Below are 24,748 nucleotides of genomic sequence, written 5' to 3'. Positions count from 1 at the left end.
GGCCCGGCGTCGTAGGGCTCCTACCGGCACCCCGCGGGCCCCTTCGGCCAATTCGGACAGAGTTCGGGTCCCACCACTCCACACCGGACAAGCCCACGCTCGCCGCCCCGGCCCTAACGTGTCACGAGAGCAATCGCTCGCACCATCCGCAACGGAAAGGGCCGGGACGCAATGACGACCACCCACGCCTTCTGGCTCGCCGGCCGCGAGGCCACCGGCGACGCCACCTTCGACGTCACGAACTCGTACGACGGACGTCTGGTCGGCAAGGTCAGCGTGCCCACCGAGGCCCAGGTCGAGGAGGCCGTCGCCGCCGCGCACGCCGTCGTCGACGAGTTCGCCGCGACCCCGGCGCACGTCCGCGCCGCCGCCCTCGACCACGTGTCGAAGCGGCTCGCCGAGCGCACGGAGGAGATCGCGCTGCTGATCTCCGCCGAGAACGGCAAGCCGATCAAGTGGGCCCGCGGCGAGGTCGGCCGTGCCGTCTCCGTCTTCCGTTTCGCCGCCGAGGAGGCCCGCCGCTGGAACGCCGGCGAGGCCCAGCGCCTGGACACCGAGGCCGGCGGCGCCGGCCGCCTGGCCCTGACCCGCCGCATCCCGACCGGCGTCGTGCTCGGCATCGCGCCGTTCAACTTCCCGCTGAACCTCAGCGCCCACAAGGTCGCCCCGGCCATCGCCGTCGGCGCCCCGATCATCCTCAAGCCGGCCCCGTCGACCCCGATCTCCTCCCTGATCCTGGGCGAGATCCTGGCCGAGACGGACCTGCCGGCCGGCTCCTGGTCGATCCTGACCGTGCCGAACGACCGCATGCCGGCCCTCGTCCAGGACGAGCGCCTCCCGGTCATCTCCTTCACGGGCTCCGACAAGGTCGGCTACGCCATCCAGCAGTCGGTGCCGCACAAGCACTGCACCCTGGAGCTCGGCGGCAACGCCGCGGCCGTCGTCCTGCCCGACTGGTCCTCCGAGGCCGACCTGGACTGGGCCGCGACCCGCATCGCGACCTTCTCCAACTACCAGGGCGGCCAGTCCTGCATCTCCGTGCAGCGCGTGATCGCCGACGCCTCGGTCTACGACCGCCTGGTGCCGAAGATCGTCGCGGCCGTCGAGGCGCAGGTCACCGGCGACCCGGCGAGCGACGCCACCGACGTCGGCCCGCTCGTCGACGAGGCCGCCGCCCAGCGCGTCGAGTCCTGGGTCGACGAGGCCGTCGCGGCCGGCGCCAAGCTGCTCACCGGCGGCAAGCGCGAGGGCGCGACCTACGCCCCGACCGTCCTCACCGAGCTCCCGGCGGACGTCACCCTGGCCCGCGCCGAGGTCTTCGGCCCGGTCCTGACCATCACCAAGGTCGACGGCGAGGCCGAGGCCTTCGCCGCGGTCAACGACTCGGACTTCGGCCTCCAGGCCGGTGTCTTCACCCACGACCTGCAGACCGCCTTCCGCGCCCACCGCGCGCTGGAGGTCGGCGGCGTGATCGTCGGCGACGTCCCGTCCTACCGCGCCGACCAGATGCCGTACGGCGGTGCCAAGCGCTCCGGCGTCGGCCGCGAGGGCGTCAAGTACGCGATGGACGACTACACGTACGAGCGCGTGCTCGTCCTGACGGGCCTCGCCCTCTAAGGGGTACGCCCCACCGGACCAGGCGGTCCGAGCCCACTGTGCGGGGGCTCGGACCGCCTTTTCGTCATGCCACGGGCGCGTCGACGAGCCGGAAGACCTCGGCGGGCCCGGCACGGAACGCCTTGTTCGCCGCGCCGGCCGCCGCCATGTGCGGGGCCGCGTCGTGCGCGGCGAGCGCCTCGGCCGAGGCCCAGCGCTCGATCAGGACGAACCGGTCGGAGTCGTCCGCCACCGCGTGCAGGTCGTACTGGAGGCACCCCTCCTCGGCCCGGACGAGCGGAGCGAGCGCCTCGAAGGCGGCCACCTGCTCCGCGCCCCGGCCGGGCAGGGTGGTGATGTGGATGATGAGCTTGATCGTCTTCGGCATGGCGCGGACCCTACGCGGGCCCCGCCCGCGACGCCGGGGAATTCCACCAGGGGGACACCCCGCGCCCGCCGTCTTTCCGAACCCGCGGTTATCGGGTACGACGGGGGTACGAGGGACGGGAAGCCCCCAGGAGGCGTCCATGACCGCACCCATCCAGCGGCCCAAGGTCACCGAGCACGAGGCCCGGCAGACGGCCGAGGCGGCACGCGAGCGGGACTGGCACAAGCCCAGCTTCGCCAAGGAGCTCTTCCTCGGCCGCTTCAGACTCGACCTCATCCACCCCCACCCGCTCCCCGCCGGCGAGGACGTCCGGCGCGGGGAGGCCTTCCTCGCGGTGCTCCGCGACTTCTGCGAGACCCGGATCGACGGCGCCCGCATCGAGCGCGAGGCCCGCATCCCCGACGAGACGATCGCCGGCCTCAAGGAGATCGGCGCGCTCGGCATGAAGATCGACCCCGCGTACGGCGGACTCGGCCTCACCCAGCTGTACTACAACCGGGCGCTCGCGCTCGTCGGCTCCGCGAGCCCCGCCGTCGGCGCCCTGCTCTCCGCGCACCAGTCGATCGGCGTACCGCAGCCGCTGAAACTGTTCGGCACGCAGGAGCAGAAGGACGCCTTCCTGCCGCGCCTCGCCCGTACCGACCTCTCGGCGTTCCTGCTGACCGAACCCGACGTCGGCTCCGACCCCGCCCGGCTCGCCACCACCGCCGTCCCCGACGGCGACGACTACGTCCTCGACGGGGTGAAGCTCTGGACCACCAACGGCGTCGTCGCCGACCTGCTCGTCGTCATGGCCCGGGTGCCCGCGTCCGAGGGCCACACCGGCGGCATCACCGCCTTCGTGGTGGAGGCGGACGCCCCCGGCATCACCGTCGAGCACCGCAACGCCTTCATGGGCCTGCGCGGCCTGGAGAACGGCGTCACGCGCTTCCACGGGGTCCGGGTCCCGGCGGCCCACCGCATCGGCCCCGAGGGCGCCGGCCTCAAGATCGCCCTCACCACCCTCAACACCGGCCGCCTCTCCCTCCCCGCCGCCTGCGCGGGCGCCGCCAAGTGGTGCCTGCGGATCGCCCGCGAATGGTCCGGCGTCCGCGAGCAGTGGGGCAAGCCCGTCGGCCGGCACGAGGCCGTCGCCACCAAGATCTCCTTCATCGCGGCCACCGCCTTCGCCCTGGAGGCCGTCGTCGACCTCGCCTCCCAGATGGCCGACGAGGACCGCAACGACATCCGCATCGAAGCCGCCCTCGCCAAGCTGTACGGCTCCGAGAAGGCCTGGCTGATCGCCGACGAACTCGTCCAGATCCGCGGCGGACGCGGCTACGAGACCGCCGACTCCCTCGCCGCCCGCGGCGAGCGGGCCGTCCCCGCCGAGCAGCTCCTGCGCGACCTGCGGATCAACCGGATCTTCGAGGGCTCGACGGAGATCATGCACCTGCTCATCGCCCGGGAGGCCGTCGACGCCCACCTCTCCGTCGCCGGTGACCTCATCGACCCCGGGAAGTCGCTCGGCGACAAGGCCAGGGCCGGCGCGCGGGCCGGCGGCTTCTACGCCCGCTGGCTGCCGGGACTCGTCACCGGACCCGGGCAGCTGCCCGGGGCGTACGGGGAGTTCGGCGAGCTCGCCGGTCACCTCAGGTACGTCGAGCGCACCTCCCGCAAGCTCGCCCGCTCCACCTTCTACGCCATGTCCCGCTGGCAGGGCCGCATGGAGCTCAAGCAGGCCTTCCTCGGACGGATCGTCGACATCGGCGCCGAGCTCTTCGCGATGAGCGCCGTCTGCGTACGGGCCGAACTCCTGCGCACCACCACCGACCACGGCCGCGAGGCCCACCAGCTCGCCGACGCCTTCTGCCGGCAGGCCCGTCTCCGCGCCGACGAGCTCTTCACCCGCCTCTGGTCCAACACCGACGACCTCGACCGCCGGGTCGCCGACGCCGTCCTCGCCGACCGGTACACCTGGCTGGAGGCGGGCATCGTCGACCCCGGCGACGACGGCCCCTGGATCGCCGACGCCACCCCCGGCCCCTCGACCGAGGCGAACGTCCACCGCCGCGTCCCCTGACCACCGCGACCCCCACCGCCGATCCGCCGCGTTCCGCCATGCGGAACGCGGGGCCGCCGGGGCGGGCGGGGCGGCAGGATAGGGGCGTGACCGTCATCGACATTCCCGGCTCCAAGTCCGTCACCGCTCGCGCGCTGTTCCTGGCCGCCGCGGCCGAGGGCACCACGACCCTGCTGCGCCCGCTCGTCTCCGACGACACGGAGGGCTTCGCCGAGGGGCTGACCGCCCTCGGCTACGGCGTCCGCCGCGAGGCCGACGCCTGGCACATCGAGGGCCGGCCCGCGGGGCCGGGCGCGGAGTCCGCGGACGTCTACTGCCGGGACGGCGCCACCACCGCCCGCTTCCTGCCGACGCTCGCCGCCGCCGGCCACGGCACCTACCGCTTCGACGCCTCCGCGCAGATGCGAGCCCGTCCGCTCGGCCCCCTGACGTCGGGTCTGCGCACGCTCGGCGTGGATCTGCGGCACCTGGAGAAGGAGGGCCACCACCCGCTCGCCGTGCACGCCTCCGGTGTGAAGGGCGGCGCGCTGACGCTGGACGCGGGGCAGTCCTCGCAGTACCTGACGGCCCTGCTGATGCTGGGCCCGCTGACCGCCGAGGGCCTCGACATCACCGTCACGGACCTGGTGTCGGAGCCGTACGTCGAGATCACGCTGGCGATGATGCGGGCGTTCGGCGCGGAGGTCGTCCAGGAGGGCCGTACGTACCAGGTCGCTCCCACCGGCTACCGCGCCCTCACCTACGGCATCGAGCCCGACGCCTCCACCGCGAGCTACTTCTTCGCCGCCGCGGCCCTCGAACCCGGCCGCTCGGTGACCGTCCCCGGCCTGGGCACCGGGGCGCTCCAGGGCGACCTGGCCTTCGTGGACGTGCTGCGCCGGATGGGCGCCGACGTCGAGATCACCGCGGAGGGCACCACCGTCCGCTCGACGGGCACCCTGCGCGGGCTCACGGTCAACATGCGGGACATCTCGGACACCATGCCGACGCTGGCCGCGATCGCGCCGTTCGCCGACGGCCCGGTGCGCATCGAGGACGTGGCGAACACCCGGGTCAAGGAGTGCGACCGGCTCGACGCCTGCGCGGAGAACCTCCGCCGTCTCGGCATCACCGTCGAGACCGGCCCGGACTGGATCGAGATCCACCCCGGCACCCCGGCCGGACCCGTCGAGATCGCCACCCACGGCGACCACCGGATCGTCATGTCCTTCGCGGTCACGGCGCTCCGCACCCCCGGGATCACCTTCGACGACCCCGGCTGCGTGAAGAAGACGTTCCCCGATTTCCACCGGGCCTTCGACACGTTCGTCCACACCCCGTGAAGACCCCACAGTGTTTGCGGCAAGAATAGGGGGCATGAGCGACCGCCCCTCTCCTCTCGCCGACCCGCACATCGCCTTCGACGTATCCGAAGGACGCCGGGACATCGTCGTCCTCGGCTCGACCGGGTCCATCGGCACCCAGGCCATCGACCTGGTGCTGCGCAACCCCGACCGCTTCCGGGTCACCGCCCTGGCCGCGTCCGGCGGCCGGGTCGGACTGCTCGCCGAGCAGGCGCACCGGCTGCAGGTCGCCGCGGTCGCCGTCGCCCGCGAGGAGGCGCTGCCTGAGCTGCGCGAGGCGCTGAAGGCGCTGTACGGCTCCGAGCCGCTGCCGGAGCTCCTCGCGGGCCCCGACGCGGCCACCCAGCTCGCCGCGTCCCCGTGCCACACGGTGCTCAACGGCATCACGGGCTCCATCGGCCTCGCGCCGACCCTCGCCGCCCTGGAGGCCGGCCGGACGCTCGCCCTCGCCAACAAGGAGTCGCTGATCGTCGGCGGCCCGCTGGTGAAGGCGCTCGCCAAGCCCGGCCAGATCATCCCGGTCGACTCCGAGCACGCGGCCCTCTTCCAGGCGCTCGCCGCCGGCACCCGCGCCGACGTCCGCAAGCTGGTCGTCACGGCCTCCGGCGGCCCGTTCCGCGGCCGTACGAGGGAGCAGCTGGCCCATGTGACCCGCGAGGACGCGCTCGCCCACCCCACCTGGGCGATGGGCCCGGTGATCACGGTCAACAGCGCCACCCTGGTGAACAAGGGCCTTGAGGTCATCGAGGCCCACCTGCTCTACGACATCCCCTTCGACCGCATCGAGGTCGTCGTCCACCCTCAGTCGTACGTCCACTCGATGGTCGAGTTCTCGGACGGCTCCACGCTCGCCCAGGCCACCCCGCCGGACATGCGCGGCCCCATCGCCATCGGCATCGGCTGGCCCGAGCGGGTCCCGGACGCGGCCCCCGCCTTCGACTGGAGCAAGGCCTCCACCTGGGAGTTCTTCCCGCTCGACACCGAGGCCTTCCCGTCCGTCGGCCTCGCCAGGCACGTCGGCACGCTGGGCGGCACGGCCCCCGCCGTCTTCAACGCGGCGAACGAGGAGTGCGTCGAGGCGTTTCTCGCCGGACGGCTGCCGTTCAACGGAATCATGGATACGGTCACTGCGGTCGTCACGGAGCATGGGGTTCCCCGTACGGGAACCTCGCTCACCGTGTCGGACGTCCTCGAAGCGGAGACCTGGGCGCGCGCCCGGGCCCGAGAGCTCGCAGCGAAGGCAACAGCGGAGGCCCGCGCATGACCGAAATGCTCCTGTACGCCCTGGGCATCGTGCTGTTCGCCCTCGGCCTCCTCGTCTCCATCGCCTGGCACGAGCTCGGCCACCTCTCCACGGCCAAGCTCTTCGGCATCCGCGTGCCGCAGTACATGGTCGGCTTCGGCCCCACCATCTGGTCGAAGAAGCGCGGCGAGACCGAGTACGGCATCAAGGCCATCCCGGCCGGCGGCTACATCCGCATGATCGGCATGTTCCCGCCCGGCGAGGACGGCAAGATCGAGGCCCGCTCGACCTCGCCGTGGCGCTCGATGATCGAGGACGCCCGCGAGGCCTCGTACGAGGAGCTCCAGCCCGGCGACGAGACCCGGCTCTTCTACACGCGCAAGCCGTGGAAGCGCGTCATCGTCATGTTCGCCGGACCGTTCATGAACCTGGTCCTCGCGGCGGCGCTGTTCTTCGGCTCGATGATGACCCTGGGCGTCGCCGGCCCGACCACCGAGGTCGCCGGCGTCCAGAAGTGCGTCCTCAAGCTGAGCGACGAGCGCAAGGAGTGCCGCGCCGGCGACCCGGTGTCCCCGGCGTTCGCGGGCGGGCTCAAGGACGGCGACAAGATCCTCGCCCTGAACGGGAAGGCGGTCGCCGACTGGGACGCCCTCTCCGACAGCATCCGCAACGCCCCCATCGGCCCCGCCACGCTCACCGTCGAGCGGGCCGGCCAGCGGATCGACCTGCACCCCACCCTCGTCACCAACAAGGTCGAGAAGAAGGACGCCGACGGCAACGTCGTCCGGCCCGTCGAATACGTCGATGCCGGCTACCTCGGCTTCCAGCCGAAGTCCGTGGTCGCGCCGCTCAGCTTCGGCGAGACCACCGAACGCATGACCGACCTCATGGAGAACGGCGTCCAGTCGGTCATCGCCCTCCCCGGCAAGATCCCCGGCCTGTGGGACGCCACCTTCGGAGACGGCGAGCGCGCCGAGGACTCCCCGGTGGGCGTGCTCGGCGCCGCCAGGATCACCGGCGAGCTGATGACCGTCGAGGCACCGCCGACGACGATCCTCGTGATGTTCATGAACCTGCTGGTCATGTTCAACGTCTCGCTGTTCCTGTTCAACATGCTCCCGCTGCTGCCGCTCGACGGCGGCCACATCGCGGGCGCCCTGTGGGAGTCCGTGCGCCGCCACACGGCCCGGCTCTTCAAGCGCCCCGACCCCGGCCCGTTCGACGTGGCCAAGCTGATGCCCGCCGCCTACGTGGTGGCCGGCGTCTTCGTCTGCTTCACGCTGCTCGTCCTCGCCGCCGACATCGTCAACCCGGTGAAGATCACGTAGCTCCCAGGGGGGCCGGACCCGCTCGTGTCCGGCCTCCCGCCCCCGGGGCGGTAACCTCGGAGACCTGAGCCCGCCGACGCACAACCTTGAGGTTGCACTTCAGATGACCGCGATTTCTCTCGGTATCCCGACCGTTCCGACCCGGCTCGCCGAGCGGCGCAAGAGCCGCCAGATCCAGGTCGGCAGCGTGGCCGTCGGCGGTGACGCCCCCGTCTCCGTGCAGTCGATGACCACGACCCGCACGTCCGACATCGGCGCCACGCTCCAGCAGATCGCCGAGCTCACCGCCTCCGGCTGCCAGATCGTGCGGGTCGCGTGCCCGACCCAGGACGACGCCGACGCGCTCGCCACCATCGCCCGGAAGTCGTCGATCCCCGTCATCGCCGACATCCACTTCCAGCCGAAGTACGTCTTCGCCGCGATCGACGCCGGCTGCGCGGCCGTCCGCGTCAACCCGGGCAACATCAAGCAGTTCGACGACAAGGTCAAGGAGATCGCCAAGGCGGCCGGCGACGCCGGCACCCCGATCCGCATCGGCGTCAACGCCGGTTCGCTCGACGCGCGGCTCCTGAAGAAGTACGGCAAGGCCACCCCCGAGGCGCTCGTCGAGTCCGCCCTCTGGGAGGCGTCCCTCTTCGAGGAGCACGGCTTCCGCGACATCAAGATCTCGGTCAAGCACAACGACCCGGTCGTCATGGTCGAGGCCTACCGCCAGCTCGCCGCCCAGTCCGACTACCCGCTGCACCTCGGCGTCACCGAGGCCGGCCCCGCTTTCCAGGGCACCATCAAGTCGGCCGTCGCCTTCGGCGCGCTGCTCTCCCAGGGCATCGGCGACACCATCCGCGTCTCGCTCTCCGCCCCGCCGGTCGAGGAGATCAAGGTCGGCATCCAGATCCTGGAGTCGCTCAACCTGCGCCAGCGCCGCCTGGAGATCGTCTCCTGCCCGTCCTGCGGCCGCGCCCAGGTCGACGTCTACAAGCTCGCCGAGGAGGTCACCGCCGGCCTCGACGGCATGACCGTCCCGCTCCGCGTCGCCGTCATGGGCTGCGTCGTCAACGGCCCCGGCGAGGCCCGCGAGGCCGACCTCGGCGTCGCCTCCGGCAACGGCAAGGGCCAGATCTTCGTCAAGGGCGAGGTCATCAAGACCGTCCCCGAGTCCAAGATCGTCGAGACCCTCATCGAGGAAGCCCTCAAGATCGCCGAGCAGATGGAGAAGGACGGCGTCGCCAGCGGCGAACCGTCCGTCGCCATCGGCGTCTGACACCCCCCGCACCACCCGAAGCCCCTCCAGCCCCAGAGGCCGGAGGGGCTTCGGCGTGCGTACCGGGGCGAGCGCCCCGGGGAAGAACAGAGCCCCGAAAACAACCACAGGGGTAAAGTGCGGAGACCAGCGAATCGCACCGTGAGGCCCCCTCGTGTTGACACAGACGACTACCCGGGTCCTCGAACCCGCCGACCTCGGCGCCGCGCTCGCCGTCCTGGAGAGCGCACCCGTCGAGAACGCCTTCGTGGCCGCGCGCGTCCAGGTCGCGGGGCTCGACCCGTGGCGTCTCGGCGGCGAGATGTGGGGCTGGTACACCGAGGGCAGACTGCGGTCGCTGTGCTACTCGGGCGCGAACCTGGTGCCGATCTGCGCGACCCCGGAGGCCGTACGGGCCTTCGCCGACCGGGCGCGCCGGATCGGCCGCCGCTGCTCGTCGATCGTCGGCCCGGCCGAGCCCACCGCCGAACTGTGGCGGCTCCTGGAGCCCAGCTGGGGCCCGGCGCGGGACGTGCGGGCCCACCAGCCGCTGATGGTCACCGAGGAGCCCTCCGCGACCGTCACGCCCGACCCGCTGGTGCGCCGCGTCCGCAAGGACGAGATGGAGGTGATCATGCCCGCCTGCGTGGCCATGTTCACCGAGGAGGTCGGCATCTCGCCGCTCGCCAACGACGGCGGGCTGCTCTACCAGGCCCGGGTGGCCGAGCTCGTCGGAGCGGGCCGCTCCTTCGCCCGCATCGAGGACGGCAAGGTCCTCTTCAAGGCGGAGATCGGCGCCGCGACCCGGCAGGCCTGCCAGATCCAGGGCGTCTGGGTCGCGCCCGAGCACCGCGGCAAGGGCCTGTCGGAGACGGGCATGGCCGCCGTGCTCCGGTACGCGCTCGCCGACGTCGCACCCGTGGTGAGCCTGTACGTGAACGACTACAACGCCCCCGCCAGGGCCGCGTACCGCCGTGTCGGCTTCCAGGAGACGGGCGCCTTCATGAGCGTGCTGTTCTGAGGCCCCGGCCGCTTGTAGGGTGCGCCGCATGGATGACGCAGAGGTCGTGATCGGACCGGTCAATCTCGCCGCCCGGGTGGACGAGGCCCTCGCCGTTCAGGCGGTCGCCTTCGGCCTGGACGCGGGCGAGGTCGCCGTACGCCGCCACATCGTGCTGCGCCACCTGCTCTGCCCGGGCGCCCGCGCCTACGGCGCCACCACGCCCGACGGGCGGCTCGTCGGCTTCGTGTACGGCATGCCCAACGACCGCACCCACTGGTGGTCCACCGTCGTCGAGGCCTATCTGCGCGCCACCGGCACCGCCGACTGGCTCGACGACTCCTTCGTCATCACCGAACTCCACGTCCACCCGGACTTCCAGGGCCGCGGGGTGGGCCGGCAGCTGATCACCACGATCACCGACGGCGCCGCCGAACCGCGCTCGATCCTCTCCGCGATCGACACGGACTCCCCGGCGCGCGGCCTCTACCGCGCCCTCGGATACGAGGATCTCGCCCGCCAGGTCCACTTCCCGAGCGCGGCCCGCCCGTACGCGGTGATGGGCGCGCCCCTGCCGCTCAAGCGCCGGAACTGATTTCTCCTGCCAGGGATGGCCCGGCTAACCTCGGCCCTACCATCCTTACCCGTCGGGAGTACGAGAACCATGGCCAACGCACCGGTCCAGCGCATGTCGAAGTTGATGGCGAAGACGCTGCGCGACGACCCGGCGGACGCCGAGGTCCTCAGCCACAAGCTCCTCGTCCGCGCGGGCTACGTCCGCCGCACCGCCGCCGGCATCTGGAGCTGGCTGCCCCTCGGCCTCAAGGTTCTCGCCAACGTCGAGCGCGTCGTCCGCGAGGAGATGGACGCCATCGGCGCGCAGGAGGTCCTGCTCCCCGCCCTGCTGCCCCGCGAGCCCTACGAGGCGACCGGCCGCTGGGAGGAGTACGGCGCCGAGCTGTTCCGCCTCCAGGACCGCAAGGGCACCGACTACCTCCTCGGCCCCACGCACGAGGAGATCTTCACCCTCCTGGTCAAGGACCAGTGCTCGTCCTACAAGGACCTGCCGGTGATCCTCTACCAGATCCAGAACAAGTACCGCGACGAGGCCCGTCCGCGCGCCGGCGTCCTGCGCGGCCGCGAGTTCCTCATGAAGGACTCCTACTCCTTCGACACGGAGGACGAGGGCCTCGCCGAGTCCTACGCCCTGCACCGCCAGGCCTACCAGCGGATCTTCGAGCGCCTCGGCCTCGACTACCGGATCGTCGCCGCCACCGCCGGCGCGATGGGCGGCTCGAAGTCCGAGGAGTTCCTCGCCCCGGCCGGCGCCGGCGAGGACACCTTCGCCGACTGCCCGAACTGCGACTTCGCCGCGAACACCGAGGCCGTCTACCAGGCCGTGAAGCCGGTCGACGCCACCGGTGTCCCCGCCGCCGAGGACATCCCGACCCCCGACACCCCCACCATCGAGACGCTCGCCGCCTCGCTGGGCGTGCCGGCCTCCGCCACGCTCAAGAACCTCCTGGTGAAGGTCGACGGCGAGATCGTCGCCATCGGCGTCCCCGGCGACCGCGAGGTCGACATGGGCAAGGTCGAGGATCACTTCGGCCCCACCGCCACGGTCGAGCTGGTGACCGAGGAGGACTTCGCGCAGCGCGCCGACCTCGTCCGCGGCTACGTCGGTCCGCAGGGCCTGGAGAAGGTCACGTACCTCGCCGACCCGCGCGTCGCGCCCGGCACCGCGTGGATCACCGGCGCCAACAAGGCGGGCACGCACACGAAGAACGTCGTCGCGGGCCGTGACTTCGAGGTCTCCGAGTACGTCGACGTGGTCGTCGTCCAGGAGGGCGACCCGTGCCCCAAGTGCGGCACCGGCCTCAAGCTGGACCGCGCGATCGAGATCGGCCACATCTTCCAGCTGGGCCGCAAGTACGCCGACGCCCTCAAGCTCGACGTCCTCGGCCAGAACGGCAAGCCGGTCCGCGTGACCATGGGCTCGTACGGCATCGGCGTCACCCGCGCCGTGGCCGCGCTCGCCGAGCAGACCGCCGACGAGAAGGGCCTCTGCTGGGCCTCCGAGGTCGCCCCGGCCGACGTCCACGTCGTCGCCGCCGGCAAGGCCCTCCAGACCGAGCTGGCCCTTGAGGTCTCCGACAAGCTGTCCGCCGCCGGCCTGCGCGTCCTGGTCGACGACCGCGCGGGCGTCTCCCCGGGCGTCAAGTTCACCGACTCCGAGCTCATCGGCGTCCCGAAGATCCTCGTCGCCGGCCGCCGCGCGGGCGAGGGAGTCGTGGAGCTGAAGGACCGCCGGACCGGCGAGCGCGAGGAGCTGACGGTCGACGAGGCCATCGCCCGCCTCACGGCCTGACCTGACCCACCCGGCGGGGGCACACGGGACCGTGTCCCGTGTGCCCCCGCCGCGTCATGCCTCGGTCTCCTGCCGCGTGGGCTCCACCGAGGAGCCCGTGAGGTCCTCGATCGCCTCCTCGGCGGCCGCCCGGCCCTTCAGGTACGCCTCGCTCAGCGGCGGCGGCAGCGGCTGCGACACGGCCGGCGGCGACGGCGTCGCCGCGCTCGTCCCGGTCGCCTCGGCGGGGGTGGCCCGCTCCAGGAAGCGCAGCAGCTCCACCGGGATCGGCAGGACCAGCGTCGAGTTCTTCTCCGCGGACACCGCCATCACCGTCTGGAGCAGCCGCAGCTGAAGCGCCGCGGGCTGGTCCGACATGACCCCCGCCGCCTCGGCGAGCTTCTTGGAGGCCTGGAGCTCGGCGTCCGCGTTGATGACCCGCGCGCGCCGCTCGCGGTCCGCCTCCGCCTGCCGGGCCATGGAGCGCTTCATGGTCTCGGGGAGGGAGACGTCCTTGATCTCGACCCGGTCGATGGCGACTCCCCAGCCCATGGCGGGGGAGTCGAGCATGAGCTCGAGGCCCTGGTTGAGCTTCTCGCGGTTGGACAGCAGATCGTCGAGGTCGCTCTTGCCGATGATGGACCGGAGCGAGGTCTGGGCCATCTGGGAGACGGCGAACTTGTAGTCCTCGACGCGGACCAGCGCGTCGGCGGCGTCGACGACCTTGAAGTAGACGACCGCGTCGACCCGGACGGTGACGTTGTCCCGGGTGATGCCCTCCTGCGCGGGCACGGGCATCGTGACGATCTGCATGTTGACCTTGTGGAGCCGGTCGACGAGCGGGACGATCATCGTGAAGCCGGGGGAGCGGACGTCGTCGCGCAGCCGGCCGAAGCGGAAGACGACGCCGCGCTCGTACTGCTTGATCACCCGCGCCGCCGCGCCCGCGTACACCGCGACCGCCGCACCCGCGCCGGCCGCCGCCATCAGCAGCTCTTGGATCATCACGGCCCCCTGGAATCGAGCCCGGAGTCAAGCCGAAGGGTACAAAAAGGGTATTCCCCTACAGCCAGCTCGCGAACTCCAGAAGCAGCTCGGCATCCTGCCGCCGCCCCGCGGTCAGCGCCCGCGTCCCGGACTCGACGGCGCGGAAGAGCGTCCAGCCCCGCAGCCGCTCCCGGTCGAGGTCCAGCGAGTCGGCCAGCTTGTTGACCCGCCGCCGGGCCGCCGAGGCGCCGGAGGAGGCGGCCACCAGGTCCTCGACCCGGTCCCGTACGAGCCGGGCGAGGTCGTAGGCCCGCTCGCCGACCAGCGGCTCGGGGCCGACGGCGAGCCAGGGCGCCCGGTCGCCGGCGAGCACCTTGCCCTGGCGGAAGTTCCCGTGCAGGAGCAGGGACTCGGAGGACGCGGCCAGCAGCTCCTCGCGGGCGCCGAGCGCCGCCGCCGTCAGCTCGGCCGTCGCGGCCCCGGAGAGGTAGGGGCGCATCGCCTCGGCCTGCAGGCCGGTCCGCCCGGCCACCGTCTCGAAGCCGTGCCCGGCCGGCGGCTCGACCCACAGCTTCCGCACGGTCCCGGCGGCTTCGAGGAGCGACTTGGCCTCGGGGAGCGAACGCAGCGACACCTCGGGGTGCAGCCGTTCCAGGACGAGCGCGCCCTGCCCGGCCTCGTCGAGGAGCTGGACCGCGCCCCAGCCGTTCCAGTGCGCCAGCGCGTCCCGCTCCAGCTCGGGCCGGGCGAACGGCGGCGCGATCTTCAGCGCGGCGGGGGAGCCGTCGGACCGCCGGACGAGCGCGACGAGGCTGCTCCGGCCGCCGGGGGCCATCACCCGTTCGGCTTCAAGGGAGGCGTGCCCGAGCGCCTCGTCGGCCAGCTCGGGCAGCTTCCCGAGCCACTCGGCCGCCTTGGCGTCCCCGTACGTCTCGCCGAGCGTCCTGGCCAGTCGCTGCGGCGGTTCGAAACCCATGCGTACGTTGTTCCTTCGGTCGGTGCCGGACTCACACCCGCTCGGCGAGCCCAGGAAAGGTTACGTCGCTGCCGCGCCAGCGGACCGCCCGTACCGCCGCCTCCCGGAGCGCGGCGGCCCCCTCGCGGCGCAGCGGGCCCTCCGCGGCCCGGACGAGATCGGAGTACACCCCGGCCACCCGGTCCTCCAGGATCGCCGCGAGACGCACCGCGCCGGCCGCGTCGACGACCCGGAACGGCAGCTCGTACGCGGCCCCCGAGGCCACCGGGGTGCCGCCGAGGTCACGGACGGTGCGGCGCAGCGCGTCCCGCCGCGCCCGGTGCGCCTCGAACGCCGCCGTCGCCTCGGCTCGCCGGTCCGCGCCGATCCGGCCGCCGACGACCCCATACCCGTACACCGCCGCGTGCTCGGCGGCCAGGGCGGCCTGGGTCGCCGCGAGGGCGGTCATGCCCGTGCTCCTTCGGTCAGCAGATAGGCGTGCGCGGCGCCCGCCGCCGCCACCGAGGCGAGCAGCCTGGCGTATTCGGCCGGGGCCGTGACCAGCGCTTCCGTGTGCCGGTCCGCCGTCGCCCGTACCACCGCGGCCAGCTCCTTCAGCGCCGCCTTCGGATCGGCGGGCACCGGCGGGGCCGTGGCCGACGCCGTGGGCCTCGCCGCCGGGGAGAGGGAGCCGGAGGGGGTGCCCGTGGGCGTGCCCGTGGGCGGGGCGGTCGCCGTGCTCCCCTCGCCCAGCGCGGTCGCGTGGGCCGCCGCCGAGCGGCGGAGGGGCGTGAGGCGGGAGGCGAGGGACGGGTGGGCGGCGAGGACGGCGTCGTAACGTTCCAGCAGGGCGCGCGCCGAGGTCACGGCGCGCAGCCGCAGGGCGGCCTCGGCGCGGGCCACCCGTTCGGCCTCCAGTTCGGCGGCGGTACGCGGGCGCGTCCCGCCTCCGGAGGGGGAGTCGCAGCCCGCGAGGGCCGCCGCGCCCGCCGTCACGCCCGCCACCAGGAGCGCGCGCCTGCCCGTCGTCGTCACGCCAACTCCCTCGGCTGTCGTCCGTCGTCGAAGATCGTCGAGATCACCGCAGGCGAGCGTACCCGCGGGGCCCGGGGCGGTGGACGGCAACACCCTCCGGGACCGGATACCCTTTGGTCTGACACGCGACGAACCCACAACAGCACACGCGGCCGAGGAGTCACCCGGATGAGCACCACCCAGAGCGACAGGCTGCGCGGACTCGTGGAGCCGCTCGTCGCCGCGAAGGACCTGGATCTGGAAGAGATCGAGGTGTCCCGGGCCGGCCGCCGCGGACTGCTGCGGATCGTCGTCGATTCGGACGAGGGCGTGGAGCTGGACGTCTGCGCCGAGCTGAGCCGCGAGATCTCCGAGAAGCTCGACGAGACCGACGCGATGGGCGACGGCGAGTACGTCCTCGAAGTCAGCTCTCCCGGCGCCGAGCGCCCCCTCACCGAGCACCGCCACTACGTGCGCGCCGTCGGCCGGCTGGCCAAGCTCACGCTCGCCGAGGGCGGCGACCTGGTCGCGCGCATCCTCGCCGTGGACGAGGACGGCATGGACATGGAGGTTCCGGGCGTGAAGGGGCGCAAGCCCACCGCCCGCCGGGTCGAGTTCGCCGAGATCGTCAAGGCGCGTGTCGAGATCGAGTTCAACCGCAAGGACAAGAAGGAAGAGGAGGCGTAGCCGTGGACATCGACGTAAAGCTCCTGAAGGGCTTGGCACAGGAGAAGGAAATCTCCTTCGAGATGCTGGTCGAGGCGATCGAGTCGGCCCTCCTCATCGCCTACCACCGCACCCCCGACGCCCGTCGCCACGCGCGCGTGGAGCTGAACCGGCAGACCGGTCACGTGACGGTGTGGGCGAAGGAAGACCCCTCCGAGCTGGAGGAGGGCCAGGAGCCCAAGGACTTCGACGACACGCCGTCGGACTTCGGCCGGATCGCGGCGAGCACCGCCCGCCAGGTGATCCAGCAGCGACTGCGTGACGCCGAGAACGACGTGACGTTCGGCGAGTACGCGCGCCGCGAGGGCGATGTCGTCGCCGGCGTGGTGCAGCAGGGCAAGGATCCGAAGAACGTCCTGGTCCGTCTGGACGACAAGCTGGAGGCCATCCTCCCGGTCCAGGAGCAGGTGCCGGGCGAGGAGTACACGCACGGTCTGCGCCTGCGGACGTACGTCGTCCGGGTGGCCAAGGGTGTCCGCGGTCCGTCCGTCACCCTTTCGCGCACCCACCCCAATCTGGTGAAGAAGCTCTTCGCCCTGGAGGTGCCGGAGATCGCCGACGGCTCGGTCGAGATCTCGGCGATCGCCCGTGAGGCCGGTCACCGCACCAAGATCGCCGTCCGTTCCACCCGTTCGGGCCTGAACCCGAAGGGCGCCTGCATCGGCCCGATGGGCAGCCGCGTCCGCAACGTGATGGCGGAGCTGCACGGCGAGAAGATCGACATCGTCGACTGGTCGGACGACCCGGCCGAGATGGTGGCGAACGCGCTCTCCCCGGCGCGGGTCTCCAAGGTCGAGGTCGTCGACCTGGCCGCCCGGTCCGCCCGGGTGACGGTCCCGGACTACCAGCTGTCGCTCGCCATCGGCAAGGAGGGCCAGAACGCCCGCCTCGCCGCCCGCCTCACCGGCTGGCGCATCGACATCCGTCCCGACACGGAGCCGGCCGGTCCGCAGGACTGAGACCGTTTTTGGCCAACAACTGTTCGATTCTTGCCCCAAACGGGTGGGGTCGGTACGGGGAGGTAGACTTAATCGTGTCTGGCCGGACGCAAGCCCGCGTATGCCCTGAACGAACCTGTGTGGGATGTCGGGAGCGAGCGGCCAAGAGCGATCTGCTGCGGATCGTGGTGATCAAGGACGAGTGTGTTCCGGATGATCGCGGTACGCTGCCCGGCCGGGGTGCGTACGTGCACCCCGCCGTGGTCTGTCTCGACCTTGCGGTCCGCCGCCGGGCGTTCCCGAGGGCCTTCAAGGTCCAGGGCCCGCTCGACACGGCGGAACTGCGTCACCACGTCGAGCGGTCGGCACCGCAGTGATGAAGAAGTACGGCACGGATCACCGTGCGGTCAGGTACCTCGCGAGTTGGAAGTAGGTCGAGATTGCGATGAGCACTCGATGAGTACGCGATGAGTACGCCCATGAAGTAGCGACGGTCCGGCGGTAACCGGACCTAAAAGGAGCGATGTGGCTAAGGTCCGGGTATACGAACTCGCCAAGGAGTTCGGCGTGGAGAGCAAGGTCGTCATGGCCAAGCTCCAAGAACTCGGTGAATTCGTCCGTTCGGCGTCCTCGACGATCGAGGCGCCGGTCGTGCGCAAGTTGACTGACGCTTTGCAGGGTCCCGGCGGCAACGCCGGCAAGACCGCTGCCAAGCCCGGCGCGCCCCGCAAGGCGGCGCCCTCCCCCGCGGCGCCGTCTCCGGCCGCCGCGGCTCGTCCCGCTGCCCCCAAGCCCGGCGCCCCGGCCCCCAAGCCGGCCCCCGCCGCGCCTGCGGCGCCGGCCCCGGTCACGCCGGCCGCGCCCGCGAGCAGCACCCCCTCTACGGCTCCGGCCGCCTCGGGCCCCCGCCCGGGCCCGAAGCCCGCGCCCAAGCCGGTCACCCCGGCTCCGGCCGCGCCCGAGTTCACCGCGCCTCCGTCGGCTCCCGCCGCCGGTCCGCGCCCCGGCGGTGCCGCCCCGGGTCCCCGTCCCGCTGGCGAGCGTCCCGCCCGCCCGGGTCAGGGTGCCCCGCGCCCGCAGGGTCAGGGTGCTCCGCGCCCGCAGGGCCAGGGCGCTCCCCGTCCGGGCGGTGCCCGTCCGGCCGGCCCGCGTCCGGGCAACAACCCGTTCACCTCGGGTGGCTCCACCGGCATGGCGCGCCCGCAGGCGCCCCGTCCCGGTGGCGGTGCCCCGCGTCCCGGCGGCCCCGGTGCCGTTCCGGGCGCCCCGCGTCCGCAGGGTGGCCCCGGTGGCGCCCCGCGCCCGCAGGGCCAGGGCGGCGCGCGTCCCACCCCCGGTGGCATGCCGCGTCCGCAGGCTCCCCGTCCGGGCGGCGCGCCCGGCGGTAACCGTCCGAACCCGGGCATGATGCCGCAGCGTCCCGCTGCCGGCCCGCGTCCCGGTCCTGGCGGCCGTGGTCCCGGTGGCCCCGGCGGTCGTCCCGGTGGTCCCGGTGGCGGCGGCGGCGGTCGTCCCGGCTTCGCCGGTCGTCCGGCCGGTCCCGGCGGTGGCGGCGGCGGCTTCGCCGGTCGTCCCGGTGGTCCCGGTGGCGGCGGCGGTCGTCCGGGTGGTCCCGGCGGTGGCGGCGGCTTCGGCGGTCGTCCCGGTGGCTTCGGCGGTCGTCCCGGTGGTCCGGGTGCCCGTGGTGGCACGCAGGGCGCCTTCGGCCGTCCCGGTGGTCCCGCGCGTCGTGGCCGCAAGTCGAAGCGTCAGAGGCGCCAGGAGTACGAGGCCATGCAGGCCCCGTCCGTGGGCGGCGTGATGCTGCCTCGCGGCAACGGCGACACCATTCGCCTGTCGCGCGGTGCCTCCCTCACCGACTTCGCCGAGAAGATCGGCGCCAACCCGGCGTCGCTCGTCGCGGTGATGATGAACCTCGGTGAGATGGTCACGGCCACGCAGTCGGTCTCCGACGACACGCTGACCATGCTCGGCGAAGAGATGAACTACGTCGTTCAGATCGTCTCGCCGGAGGAGGAGGACCGCGAGCTCCTCGAGTCCTTCGACATCGAGTTCGGCGAGGACGAGGGCGGCGAAGAGGCTCTGGTCTCCCGTCCGCCGGTCGTCACCGTCATGGGTCACGTCGACCACGGTAAGACCCGACTGCTCGACGCGATCCGCAAGACGAACGTCGTCGCGGGCGAGGCCGGTGGCATCACGCAGGGCATCGGTGCCTACCAGGTGGGCACCGAGGTCAACGGCGAGGACCGCAAGATCACCTTCATCGACACCCCGGGTCACGAGGCGTTCACCGCCATGCGTGCCCGTGGTGCGAAGTCGACCGACATCGCGATCCTCGTGGTCGCGGCCAACGACGGCGTCATGCCGCAGACGATCGAGGCGCTCAACCACGCCAAGGCCGCCGGCGTCCCGATCGTCGTCGCGGTCAACAAGATCGACGTCGAGGGTGCCGACCCGACCAAGGTCCGCGGTCAGCTGACCGAGTTCGGTCTGGTGGCCGAGGAGTACGGCGGCGACACGATGTTCGTCGACATCTCCGCCAAGCAGGGTCTGCACATCGACTCCCTGCTCGAGGCCGTCATCCTCACCGCCGACGCCTCGCTCGACCTGCGGGCCAACCCGAACCAGGACGCGCAGGGTATTGCGATCGAGTCCCACCTCGACCGTGGTCGCGGTGCCGTCTCCACCGTCCTCGTTCAGCGCGGAACGCTGCGCATCGGCGACACCGTGGTGGTCGGCGACGCGTACGGCCGTGTCCGGGCGATGCTCGACGACAAGGGCAACAACGTCGAGGAGGCGACCCCGTCGACTCCCGTCCTGGTGCTCGGTCTCACCAACGTGCCGGGTGCCGGCGACAACCTCATCGTTGTCGACGAGGACCGTACGGCCCGTCAGATCGCCGAGAAGCGCGCCGCGCGTGAGCGCAACGCCGCCTTCGCCAAGCGCGTCCGCCGGGTGTCCCTCGAGGACCTCGACAAGGTGCTCAAGGCCGGTCTGGTCCAGGAACTCAACCTCATCATCAAGGGCGACGCGTCCGGTGCGGTCGAGGCCCTCGAAGCCTCGCTGCTCCAGCTCGACGTCGGCGAAGAGGTCGACATCCGTGTCCTGCACCGCGGTGTGGGTGCGGTCACCGAGTCGGACATCGACCTGGCCATGGGCTCCGACGCCATCGTCATCGGCTACAACGTCCGTGCGGCCGGCCGTGCCGCGCAGATGGCGGAGCGCGAGGGCGTCGACGTCCGGTACTACTCGGTCATCTACCAGGCGATCGAGGAGATCGAGGCGGCGCTCAAGGGCCTCCTCAAGCCGGAGTACGAAGAGGTCGAGCTCGGTACGGCGGAGATCCGCGAGGTCTTCCGCTCGTCCAAGCTGGGCAACATCGCCGGTGTCCTCATCCGCTCCGGCGAGGTCAAGCGCAACACCAAGGCGCGTCTGGTCCGCGACGGCAAGGTCATCGCCGAGGACCTCACGATCCACGGTCTGCGCCGCTTCAAGGACGACGTCACCGAGATCCGCGAAGGCTTCGAGGGTGGTATCAACCTCGGAAACTTCAACGACATCAAGATCGACGACGTCATCGCGACGTACGAGATGCGCGAGAAGCCGCGCGCGTAACGCGTGAGCTGCGTCCGGGGCCGGTCGGCGGAAGTTATTTCCGTCGATCGGCCCCGGCCGTTGCGTGTACGGTTCTGGTGTCCCTGCCGAGCGACGGCCCGGCAGGCCACCGAACCCGAACCGGCGGGACATCCGGCACCGCATGTACGTGGGGACTCTGTCCTTCGATCTGCTCCTCGGCGACGTCCACTCGCTGAAGGAAAAACGCTCCGTCGTCCGGCCCATCGTCGCCGAGCTCCAGCGCAAGTTCTCCGTGAGCGCGGCCGAGGTGGGCGACCAGGACCTCCACCGCAGGGCCCGTCTCGGCGTGGCGCTGGTGTCCGGGGACCACGGATTCGTATCGGACGTGCTCGACCGCTGTGAGCGGCTCGTCGCCGCGCGTCCCGAGGTGGAACTCCTTTCGGTGCGCCGAAGGCTCCACACTGATGAAGACTGATTGAGCAAGGCAAAGAAGGAGAAGGACCAGTGGCCGACAACGCGCGGGCGAAGAAGCTGGCGGACCTCATCCGGGAGGTGGTCGCCGAGAAGCTGCAGCGCGGCATCAAGGACCCCCGCCTGGGTACGCACGTGACCATCACGGACACCCGCGTCACCGGTGACCTGCGGGAGGCCACGGTCTTCTACACGGTCTACGGCGACGACGAGGACCGGGCGAGCGCGGCGGCCGGCCTGGAGAGCGCCAAGGGCATCCTCCGTTCGGCCGTGGGCCGGGCGGCGGGGACCAAGTTCACCCCCACCCTGACCTTCGTGGCCGACGCCCTCCCGGAGAACGCCCGCACCATCGAGGACCTCCTCGACAAGGCGCGCGCCTCCGACGCCCAGGTGCGGCAGTCCTCCTCGGGCGCCACCTTCGCGGGTGACGCCGACCCCTACAAGAAGCCGGGCGAGGACGAAGCCGCCGAATGAGCACCGAACAGAAGACGCCCGACGGTCTTGTCATTGTCGACAAGCCGTCGGGCTTCACTTCGCACGACGTCGTGGCCAAGATGCGCGGGATCGCCAGGACCCGCCGGGTCGGCCACGCCGGCACGCTCGACCCCATGGCCACCGGCGTCCTCGTCCTCGGCGTGGAGCGGGCGACCAAGCTCCTCGGTCACCTCGCGCTGACCGAGAAGGAGTACCTGGGCACCATCCGGCTGGGCCAGACGACGATCACCGACGACGCCGAGGGCGAGATCACGGCGTCGGTCGACGCTTCGAAGGTCACCCGGGAGCAGATCGACGCGGGCGTGGCCGAGCTGACCGGCGACATCATGCAGGTGCCGTCGAAGGTCTCCGCGATCAAGATCGACGGCAAGCGGTCGTACGCGCGCGTGCGCGGCGGCGAGGAGTTCGAGATCCCGGCCCGCCCGGTCACCGTCTCCTCCTTCCGGGTGTACGACGTCCGCGAGGCGACCGCCGAGGACGGCACCCCGGTCGTCGACCTGGTCGTCTCGGTCGTCTGTTCCTCCGGTACGTACATCCGGGCGCTCGCCCGGGACCTCGGCGCCGGGCTCGGCGTGGGCGGTCACCTGACCGCGCTGCGGCGCACCCGGGTCGGGCCGTACAAGCTGGACTCGGCCAAGACCCTGGACCAGCTCCAGGAGGACCTCACGGTCATGCCGGTCGCCGACGCGGCCGCGGCGGCGTTCCCCCGCTGGGACGTCGACGAGAAGCGGGCCAAGCTGCTGCTCAACGGCGTGCGCCTGGAGATGCCCGAGTACCCGAAGGGCGCGGTGGCGGTCTTCGGGCCGGACGGCAGGCTGCTCGCGCTGGTCGAGGACCAGCGCGGCAAGGCGAAGAGCCTGGCCGTCTTCGGCTGAACCGACGTCTTGTCGTGGGGGGGGGGGGGGGGGGGGGGGGGGGGGGGGGGGGGGTGGGGGGGGGGGTGTCGCCCCCCCCCCCCCCCCCCCCCCACGGTTTTCCCCCACTGTTTCCCCCAGGGAGTGTCTGTCCGGCGGGACCGCGGAAATTCACCCCATCAGGGAGGCGCTCGGAGTGAACGGGGGAGTGCCGGGGGGCGCGTTTCCCGGCGAGCGCCGTGCGGTGATCACCGGCGACCTACCGTCGTCACCATGGGACGCGGGGACCTGGCGACGCTGGTGCGGATCTGCGATCTGGCGGGCCGGCCGCGCGGCACCGGATTCCTCGCCGACCACCACGGAACGGTCGTCACCAGTCACGAAGCCGTCGACGGGCTCAGCCGTGTCGTCCTGCACGCCCCCGGCGACCGCACCTGGCTCGCCGAGGCCGAGGCCGTCATCCCACTACCGGAGAGCGGCCTCGCCCTGGTACGGACCGAAGGGCTCGGCGGCCGCCCGCTGCCCTTCGCGACCCGCGCCGCGATCGAACCCGGCACCTACGTCCGGATCGCCGCCCACGGCTGGCGGGAGGCGCGCGTCCTCGGCCCCGCCAGCGTCACGTACACGGCCACCGACCGCTTCCACGCCCTCGACGACGCCCTCGAACTCGCCATCGGCACCGAGGGCGCCGAGGCGCTGAGGCTCGGCGGCCAGGCCGCCGGCGGGCCCGTCCTCGACACGGCCACCGGCACCGTCCTCGCCGTCCTCGGCACCGCCCTGCACGGCGACCGCCAGGCCGCCGGATACGCGGTGCCGCTCCGCCCCGAAGGCCCCCTCACCGCCCTGCTCCGCCGCAACGCGGCCACCGTCCCCGCCTACGGTCCCGACCTCAACCTCGCCGGCATCCTGGAGCTCACCGCCACCTCCACCGGACCCGTACGCGAACCGGGACCCTGGCCCGAACCCGTCGAACGCCCCGACTGCGCCCGCGAGTTCGCCCGCTTCACCGCCGGGGACGTACCCGTGCTCGCCCTCGTCGGCGGCCCGGGGACCGGCCGCACCACCGCCCTCGCCTCGCTCTGCGCCCACCGGGCCCGCGGCGAGGCGCCCGCCCCCACCGTCCGGCTTCGCGGCGCGGACCTGCGCGCCGACGACGGCTCCCTCGCCGACGCCGTCGGCCGCGCCCTCCACCAGGCGGGCCGTATCGTCGCCGCCTCCGGAGCCCTCGGCGACACCACGACCGCCACCCCGGAGCGGGCCGCCGCGCTCGCCCGCGAGGCGGGACGCCCGCTGCTCGTCGTCCTCGACGGCCCCGAGGAGATGCCCCCGCTCCTCGCCCACCGCCTCGCCGACTGGACCGAGGCCACCGAGCGATGGCTCCGCACCCATCAGACCCGCCTCATCACGGCCTGCCGCCCCGAGCACTGGGAGCAGGCGGGCGCCCTCTACGGCCCCGGCGCGCTCCACCGGCCAGCCGATGGCCCCGTGGGCGGACTGCCCGCCGCCGTCACCCTCGGCCCGTACTCGGAGACCGAGGCCAGGGCCGTACGGCAGGCGTACGGGATCGGCGAGACGGACCTCGCCGAGGCGGACGCCCGCCACCCGCTCGCCCTCCGGCTGCTCGCCGAGGTCCGCGCGGCGCTGCCCGGAGGCGTACCGGGGCGGCCCGGCCGCGAGGAGATCTTCACCGCCCATCTGGACCTGATGTGCCTCCGGGTCGCCGTCCGGATCGCCGCGGGCTCCCGGCCCCTCCTCCGCGGCACGGCCGTACGCCGGCTCGCCGCCCGGGTCACCGGCCAGGTCCACGAGGCGGCCCGCCGCTGTCTCGGCCCGGGGCACGGCCTCCTCGACCGGGCCTCCTTCGAGGAGCTCTTCCCGTGGCGGGAAGGCTGGGCCTCCGCCGTCCTCACCGAGGGCCTCCTGGTCCCCGCGGGCTCCGGCTACCGCTTCGCCCACGAGGAGCTCGCCGACTGGGTCCAGGCCGCCCACCTCGACCTCGACTCCGCCCTCCACTCCCTCGTCCACCGCCACCACCCCGACCCGCCCCTCCCCACCCACCAGGCCGGCCGCCCCACCCCGGCACCGGCCCCCGGCGTGCCCCGCCAGCGGGACGGCCTCTCCCCGGCGGCACCGGCGGGCACGGCGGCACCGGCGGGCGCGGCCGAGCACCCGCCGGTGCCGCCGC

21 protein-coding genes and 1 pseudogene (1 of these 22 running past the window's edge) are annotated in these 24,748 nt (G+C 72.6%); 17 read left to right on the top strand and 5 right to left on the bottom strand.

The window, feature by feature from the left end:
* Positions 1–171: 171 nt before the first annotated feature.
* On the top strand, positions 172–1,617 hold the full coding sequence (locus ACZ7G1_RS00265; protein ID WP_470880863.1) for an aldehyde dehydrogenase family protein: 1,446 nt from the start codon (positions 172–174) through the stop codon (positions 1,615–1,617).
* A 64-nt stretch (positions 1,618–1,681) separates the two neighbouring features.
* Here ACZ7G1_RS00265 and ACZ7G1_RS00260 read toward each other — a convergent pair whose 3' ends face one another.
* Entirely contained in the window at positions 1,682–1,984 is a 303-nt protein-coding gene (locus ACZ7G1_RS00260; protein ID WP_470880861.1) for a putative quinol monooxygenase, read from the bottom strand.
* Between the two features lie 139 nt (positions 1,985–2,123).
* Between ACZ7G1_RS00260 and ACZ7G1_RS00255 the strand changes: the two genes are divergently transcribed.
* The 8 genes from ACZ7G1_RS00255 (at position 2,124) to ACZ7G1_RS00220 (ending at position 12,568) form a co-directional block, all read left to right on the top strand.
* Positions 2,124–4,046: an acyl-CoA dehydrogenase family protein gene (locus ACZ7G1_RS00255; RefSeq protein WP_470880859.1), complete on the top strand. Its 1,923-nt coding sequence runs from the start codon at positions 2,124–2,126 to the stop codon at positions 4,044–4,046.
* A gap of 86 nt (positions 4,047–4,132) precedes the next feature.
* On the top strand, positions 4,133–5,368 hold the full coding sequence (aroA, locus tag ACZ7G1_RS00250; protein WP_470880857.1) for a 3-phosphoshikimate 1-carboxyvinyltransferase: 1,236 nt from the start codon (positions 4,133–4,135) through the stop codon (positions 5,366–5,368).
* 34 nt (positions 5,369–5,402) lie between these two features.
* Positions 5,403–6,653 (top strand): 1-deoxy-D-xylulose-5-phosphate reductoisomerase, encoded by a 1,251-nt coding sequence (gene dxr / locus ACZ7G1_RS00245; protein ID WP_470880855.1) that lies wholly within the window; start codon positions 5,403–5,405, stop codon positions 6,651–6,653.
* Complete coding sequence (locus tag ACZ7G1_RS00240) at positions 6,650–7,960, top strand: M50 family metallopeptidase (protein ID WP_470880854.1); 1,311 nt, start codon at positions 6,650–6,652, stop codon at positions 7,958–7,960. The genes dxr and ACZ7G1_RS00240 overlap by 4 nt, the downstream gene beginning before the upstream one ends.
* 103 nt (positions 7,961–8,063) lie before the next feature.
* On the top strand, positions 8,064–9,221 hold the full coding sequence (gene ispG, locus ACZ7G1_RS00235) for a flavodoxin-dependent (E)-4-hydroxy-3-methylbut-2-enyl-diphosphate synthase (RefSeq protein WP_470880852.1): 1,158 nt from the start codon (positions 8,064–8,066) through the stop codon (positions 9,219–9,221).
* Between the two features lie 154 nt (positions 9,222–9,375).
* The gene (locus ACZ7G1_RS00230) at positions 9,376–10,221 is read left to right on the top strand and encodes a GNAT family N-acetyltransferase (protein ID WP_470880850.1); all 846 of its coding nucleotides are present in this window, start codon (positions 9,376–9,378) and stop codon (positions 10,219–10,221) included.
* A 28-nt stretch (positions 10,222–10,249) separates the two neighbouring features.
* On the top strand, positions 10,250–10,795 hold the full coding sequence (locus ACZ7G1_RS00225) for a GNAT family N-acetyltransferase (protein ID WP_470880848.1): 546 nt from the start codon (positions 10,250–10,252) through the stop codon (positions 10,793–10,795).
* A 69-nt stretch (positions 10,796–10,864) separates the two neighbouring features.
* Complete coding sequence (locus tag ACZ7G1_RS00220) at positions 10,865–12,568, top strand: proline--tRNA ligase (protein ID WP_470880846.1); 1,704 nt, start codon at positions 10,865–10,867, stop codon at positions 12,566–12,568.
* A 54-nt stretch (positions 12,569–12,622) separates the two neighbouring features.
* Here ACZ7G1_RS00220 and ACZ7G1_RS00215 read toward each other — a convergent pair whose 3' ends face one another.
* From ACZ7G1_RS00215 to ACZ7G1_RS00200, 4 genes are read right to left on the bottom strand one after another with little or no spacing between them, the layout of a single operon-like run.
* Positions 12,623–13,552, bottom strand: coding sequence for a slipin family protein (locus ACZ7G1_RS00215; RefSeq protein ID WP_470881898.1), 930 nt, complete (start codon positions 13,550–13,552; stop codon positions 12,623–12,625).
* 58 nt (positions 13,553–13,610) lie between these two features.
* Entirely contained in the window at positions 13,611–14,510 is a 900-nt protein-coding gene (locus tag ACZ7G1_RS00210; RefSeq protein ID WP_470881896.1) for an aminoglycoside phosphotransferase family protein, read from the bottom strand.
* A 31-nt stretch (positions 14,511–14,541) separates the two neighbouring features.
* Positions 14,542–14,958 (bottom strand): ferritin-like domain-containing protein, encoded by a 417-nt coding sequence (locus ACZ7G1_RS00205; protein ID WP_470881894.1) that lies wholly within the window; start codon positions 14,956–14,958, stop codon positions 14,542–14,544.
* Positions 14,955–15,524, bottom strand: a complete 570-nt coding sequence (locus ACZ7G1_RS00200; RefSeq protein WP_470881892.1) for a hypothetical protein — start codon at positions 15,522–15,524, stop codon at positions 14,955–14,957. Before ACZ7G1_RS00200 ends, ACZ7G1_RS00205 begins: the two co-directional genes overlap by 4 nt.
* A gap of 168 nt (positions 15,525–15,692) precedes the next feature.
* Between ACZ7G1_RS00200 and rimP the strand changes: the two genes are divergently transcribed.
* From rimP to ACZ7G1_RS00160, 8 genes and pseudogenes are all read left to right on the top strand, one after another.
* On the top strand, positions 15,693–16,190 hold the full coding sequence (gene rimP / locus ACZ7G1_RS00195; RefSeq protein WP_470881891.1) for a ribosome maturation factor RimP: 498 nt from the start codon (positions 15,693–15,695) through the stop codon (positions 16,188–16,190).
* 2 nt (positions 16,191–16,192) lie between these two features.
* Positions 16,193–17,188, top strand: coding sequence for a transcription termination factor NusA (nusA, locus tag ACZ7G1_RS00190; RefSeq protein WP_470881889.1), 996 nt, complete (start codon positions 16,193–16,195; stop codon positions 17,186–17,188).
* Positions 17,189–17,262: 74 nt separating this feature from the next.
* A complete protein-coding gene (locus ACZ7G1_RS00185; protein ID WP_078905268.1) occupies positions 17,263–17,544 on the top strand; it encodes a YlxR family protein in 282 nt (93 codons plus the stop codon).
* Positions 17,545–17,692: 148 nt separating this feature from the next.
* Positions 17,693–20,782, top strand: a complete 3,090-nt coding sequence (gene infB, locus ACZ7G1_RS00180; protein WP_470881887.1) for a translation initiation factor IF-2 — start codon at positions 17,693–17,695, stop codon at positions 20,780–20,782.
* 142 nt (positions 20,783–20,924) lie between these two features.
* A complete protein-coding gene (locus ACZ7G1_RS00175) occupies positions 20,925–21,218 on the top strand; it encodes a DUF503 domain-containing protein (RefSeq protein ID WP_017235865.1) in 294 nt (97 codons plus the stop codon).
* 29 nt (positions 21,219–21,247) lie between these two features.
* A complete protein-coding gene (rbfA, locus tag ACZ7G1_RS00170; protein ID WP_470881885.1) occupies positions 21,248–21,688 on the top strand; it encodes a 30S ribosome-binding factor RbfA in 441 nt (146 codons plus the stop codon).
* Entirely contained in the window at positions 21,685–22,584 is a 900-nt protein-coding gene (truB, locus tag ACZ7G1_RS00165) for a tRNA pseudouridine(55) synthase TruB (RefSeq protein WP_470881883.1), read from the top strand. The genes rbfA and truB overlap by 4 nt, the downstream gene beginning before the upstream one ends.
* Positions 22,585–22,836: 252 nt before the next feature.
* Positions 22,837–24,748 (top strand): annotated as a pseudogene (locus tag ACZ7G1_RS00160) (trypsin-like peptidase domain-containing protein) (its annotated part continues 315 nt past the right edge of the window); the annotation flags it as partial.

This window comes from Streptomyces sp. NPDC037273, from assembly GCF_055603625.1.
Note: the sequence above shows the minus strand (reverse complement) of the source record. Positions and strands in the feature narration are given on the sequence as shown.

What these genes read in the sequence shown, in the direction of transcription:
- truB (WP_470881883.1), top strand. Translation starts at nt 21,685, where the DNA reads ATGAGCACCGAACAGAAGACGCCCGACGGTCTTGTCATTGTCGACAAG.
- ispG (WP_470880852.1), top strand. Translation starts at nt 8,064, where the DNA reads ATGACCGCGATTTCTCTCGGTATCCCGACCGTTCCGACCCGGCTCGCC.
- ACZ7G1_RS00210 (WP_470881896.1), bottom strand. Translation starts at nt 14,510, where the DNA reads ATGGGTTTCGAACCGCCGCAGCGACTGGCCAGGACGCTCGGCGAGACG.
- ACZ7G1_RS00260 (WP_470880861.1), bottom strand. Translation starts at nt 1,984, where the DNA reads ATGCCGAAGACGATCAAGCTCATCATCCACATCACCACCCTGCCCGGC.
- ACZ7G1_RS00220 (WP_470880846.1), top strand. Translation starts at nt 10,865, where the DNA reads ATGGCCAACGCACCGGTCCAGCGCATGTCGAAGTTGATGGCGAAGACG.
- ACZ7G1_RS00225 (WP_470880848.1), top strand. Translation starts at nt 10,250, where the DNA reads ATGGATGACGCAGAGGTCGTGATCGGACCGGTCAATCTCGCCGCCCGG.
- ACZ7G1_RS00255 (WP_470880859.1), top strand. Translation starts at nt 2,124, where the DNA reads ATGACCGCACCCATCCAGCGGCCCAAGGTCACCGAGCACGAGGCCCGG.
- ACZ7G1_RS00175 (WP_017235865.1), top strand. Translation starts at nt 20,925, where the DNA reads ATGTACGTGGGGACTCTGTCCTTCGATCTGCTCCTCGGCGACGTCCAC.
- ACZ7G1_RS00265 (WP_470880863.1), top strand. Translation starts at nt 172, where the DNA reads ATGACGACCACCCACGCCTTCTGGCTCGCCGGCCGCGAGGCCACCGGC.
- ACZ7G1_RS00205 (WP_470881894.1), bottom strand. Translation starts at nt 14,958, where the DNA reads ATGACCGCCCTCGCGGCGACCCAGGCCGCCCTGGCCGCCGAGCACGCG.
- rimP (WP_470881891.1), top strand. Translation starts at nt 15,693, where the DNA reads ATGAGCACCACCCAGAGCGACAGGCTGCGCGGACTCGTGGAGCCGCTC.
- ACZ7G1_RS00240 (WP_470880854.1), top strand. Translation starts at nt 6,650, where the DNA reads ATGACCGAAATGCTCCTGTACGCCCTGGGCATCGTGCTGTTCGCCCTC.
- ACZ7G1_RS00215 (WP_470881898.1), bottom strand. Translation starts at nt 13,552, where the DNA reads ATGATCCAAGAGCTGCTGATGGCGGCGGCCGGCGCGGGTGCGGCGGTC.
- dxr (WP_470880855.1), top strand. Translation starts at nt 5,403, where the DNA reads ATGAGCGACCGCCCCTCTCCTCTCGCCGACCCGCACATCGCCTTCGAC.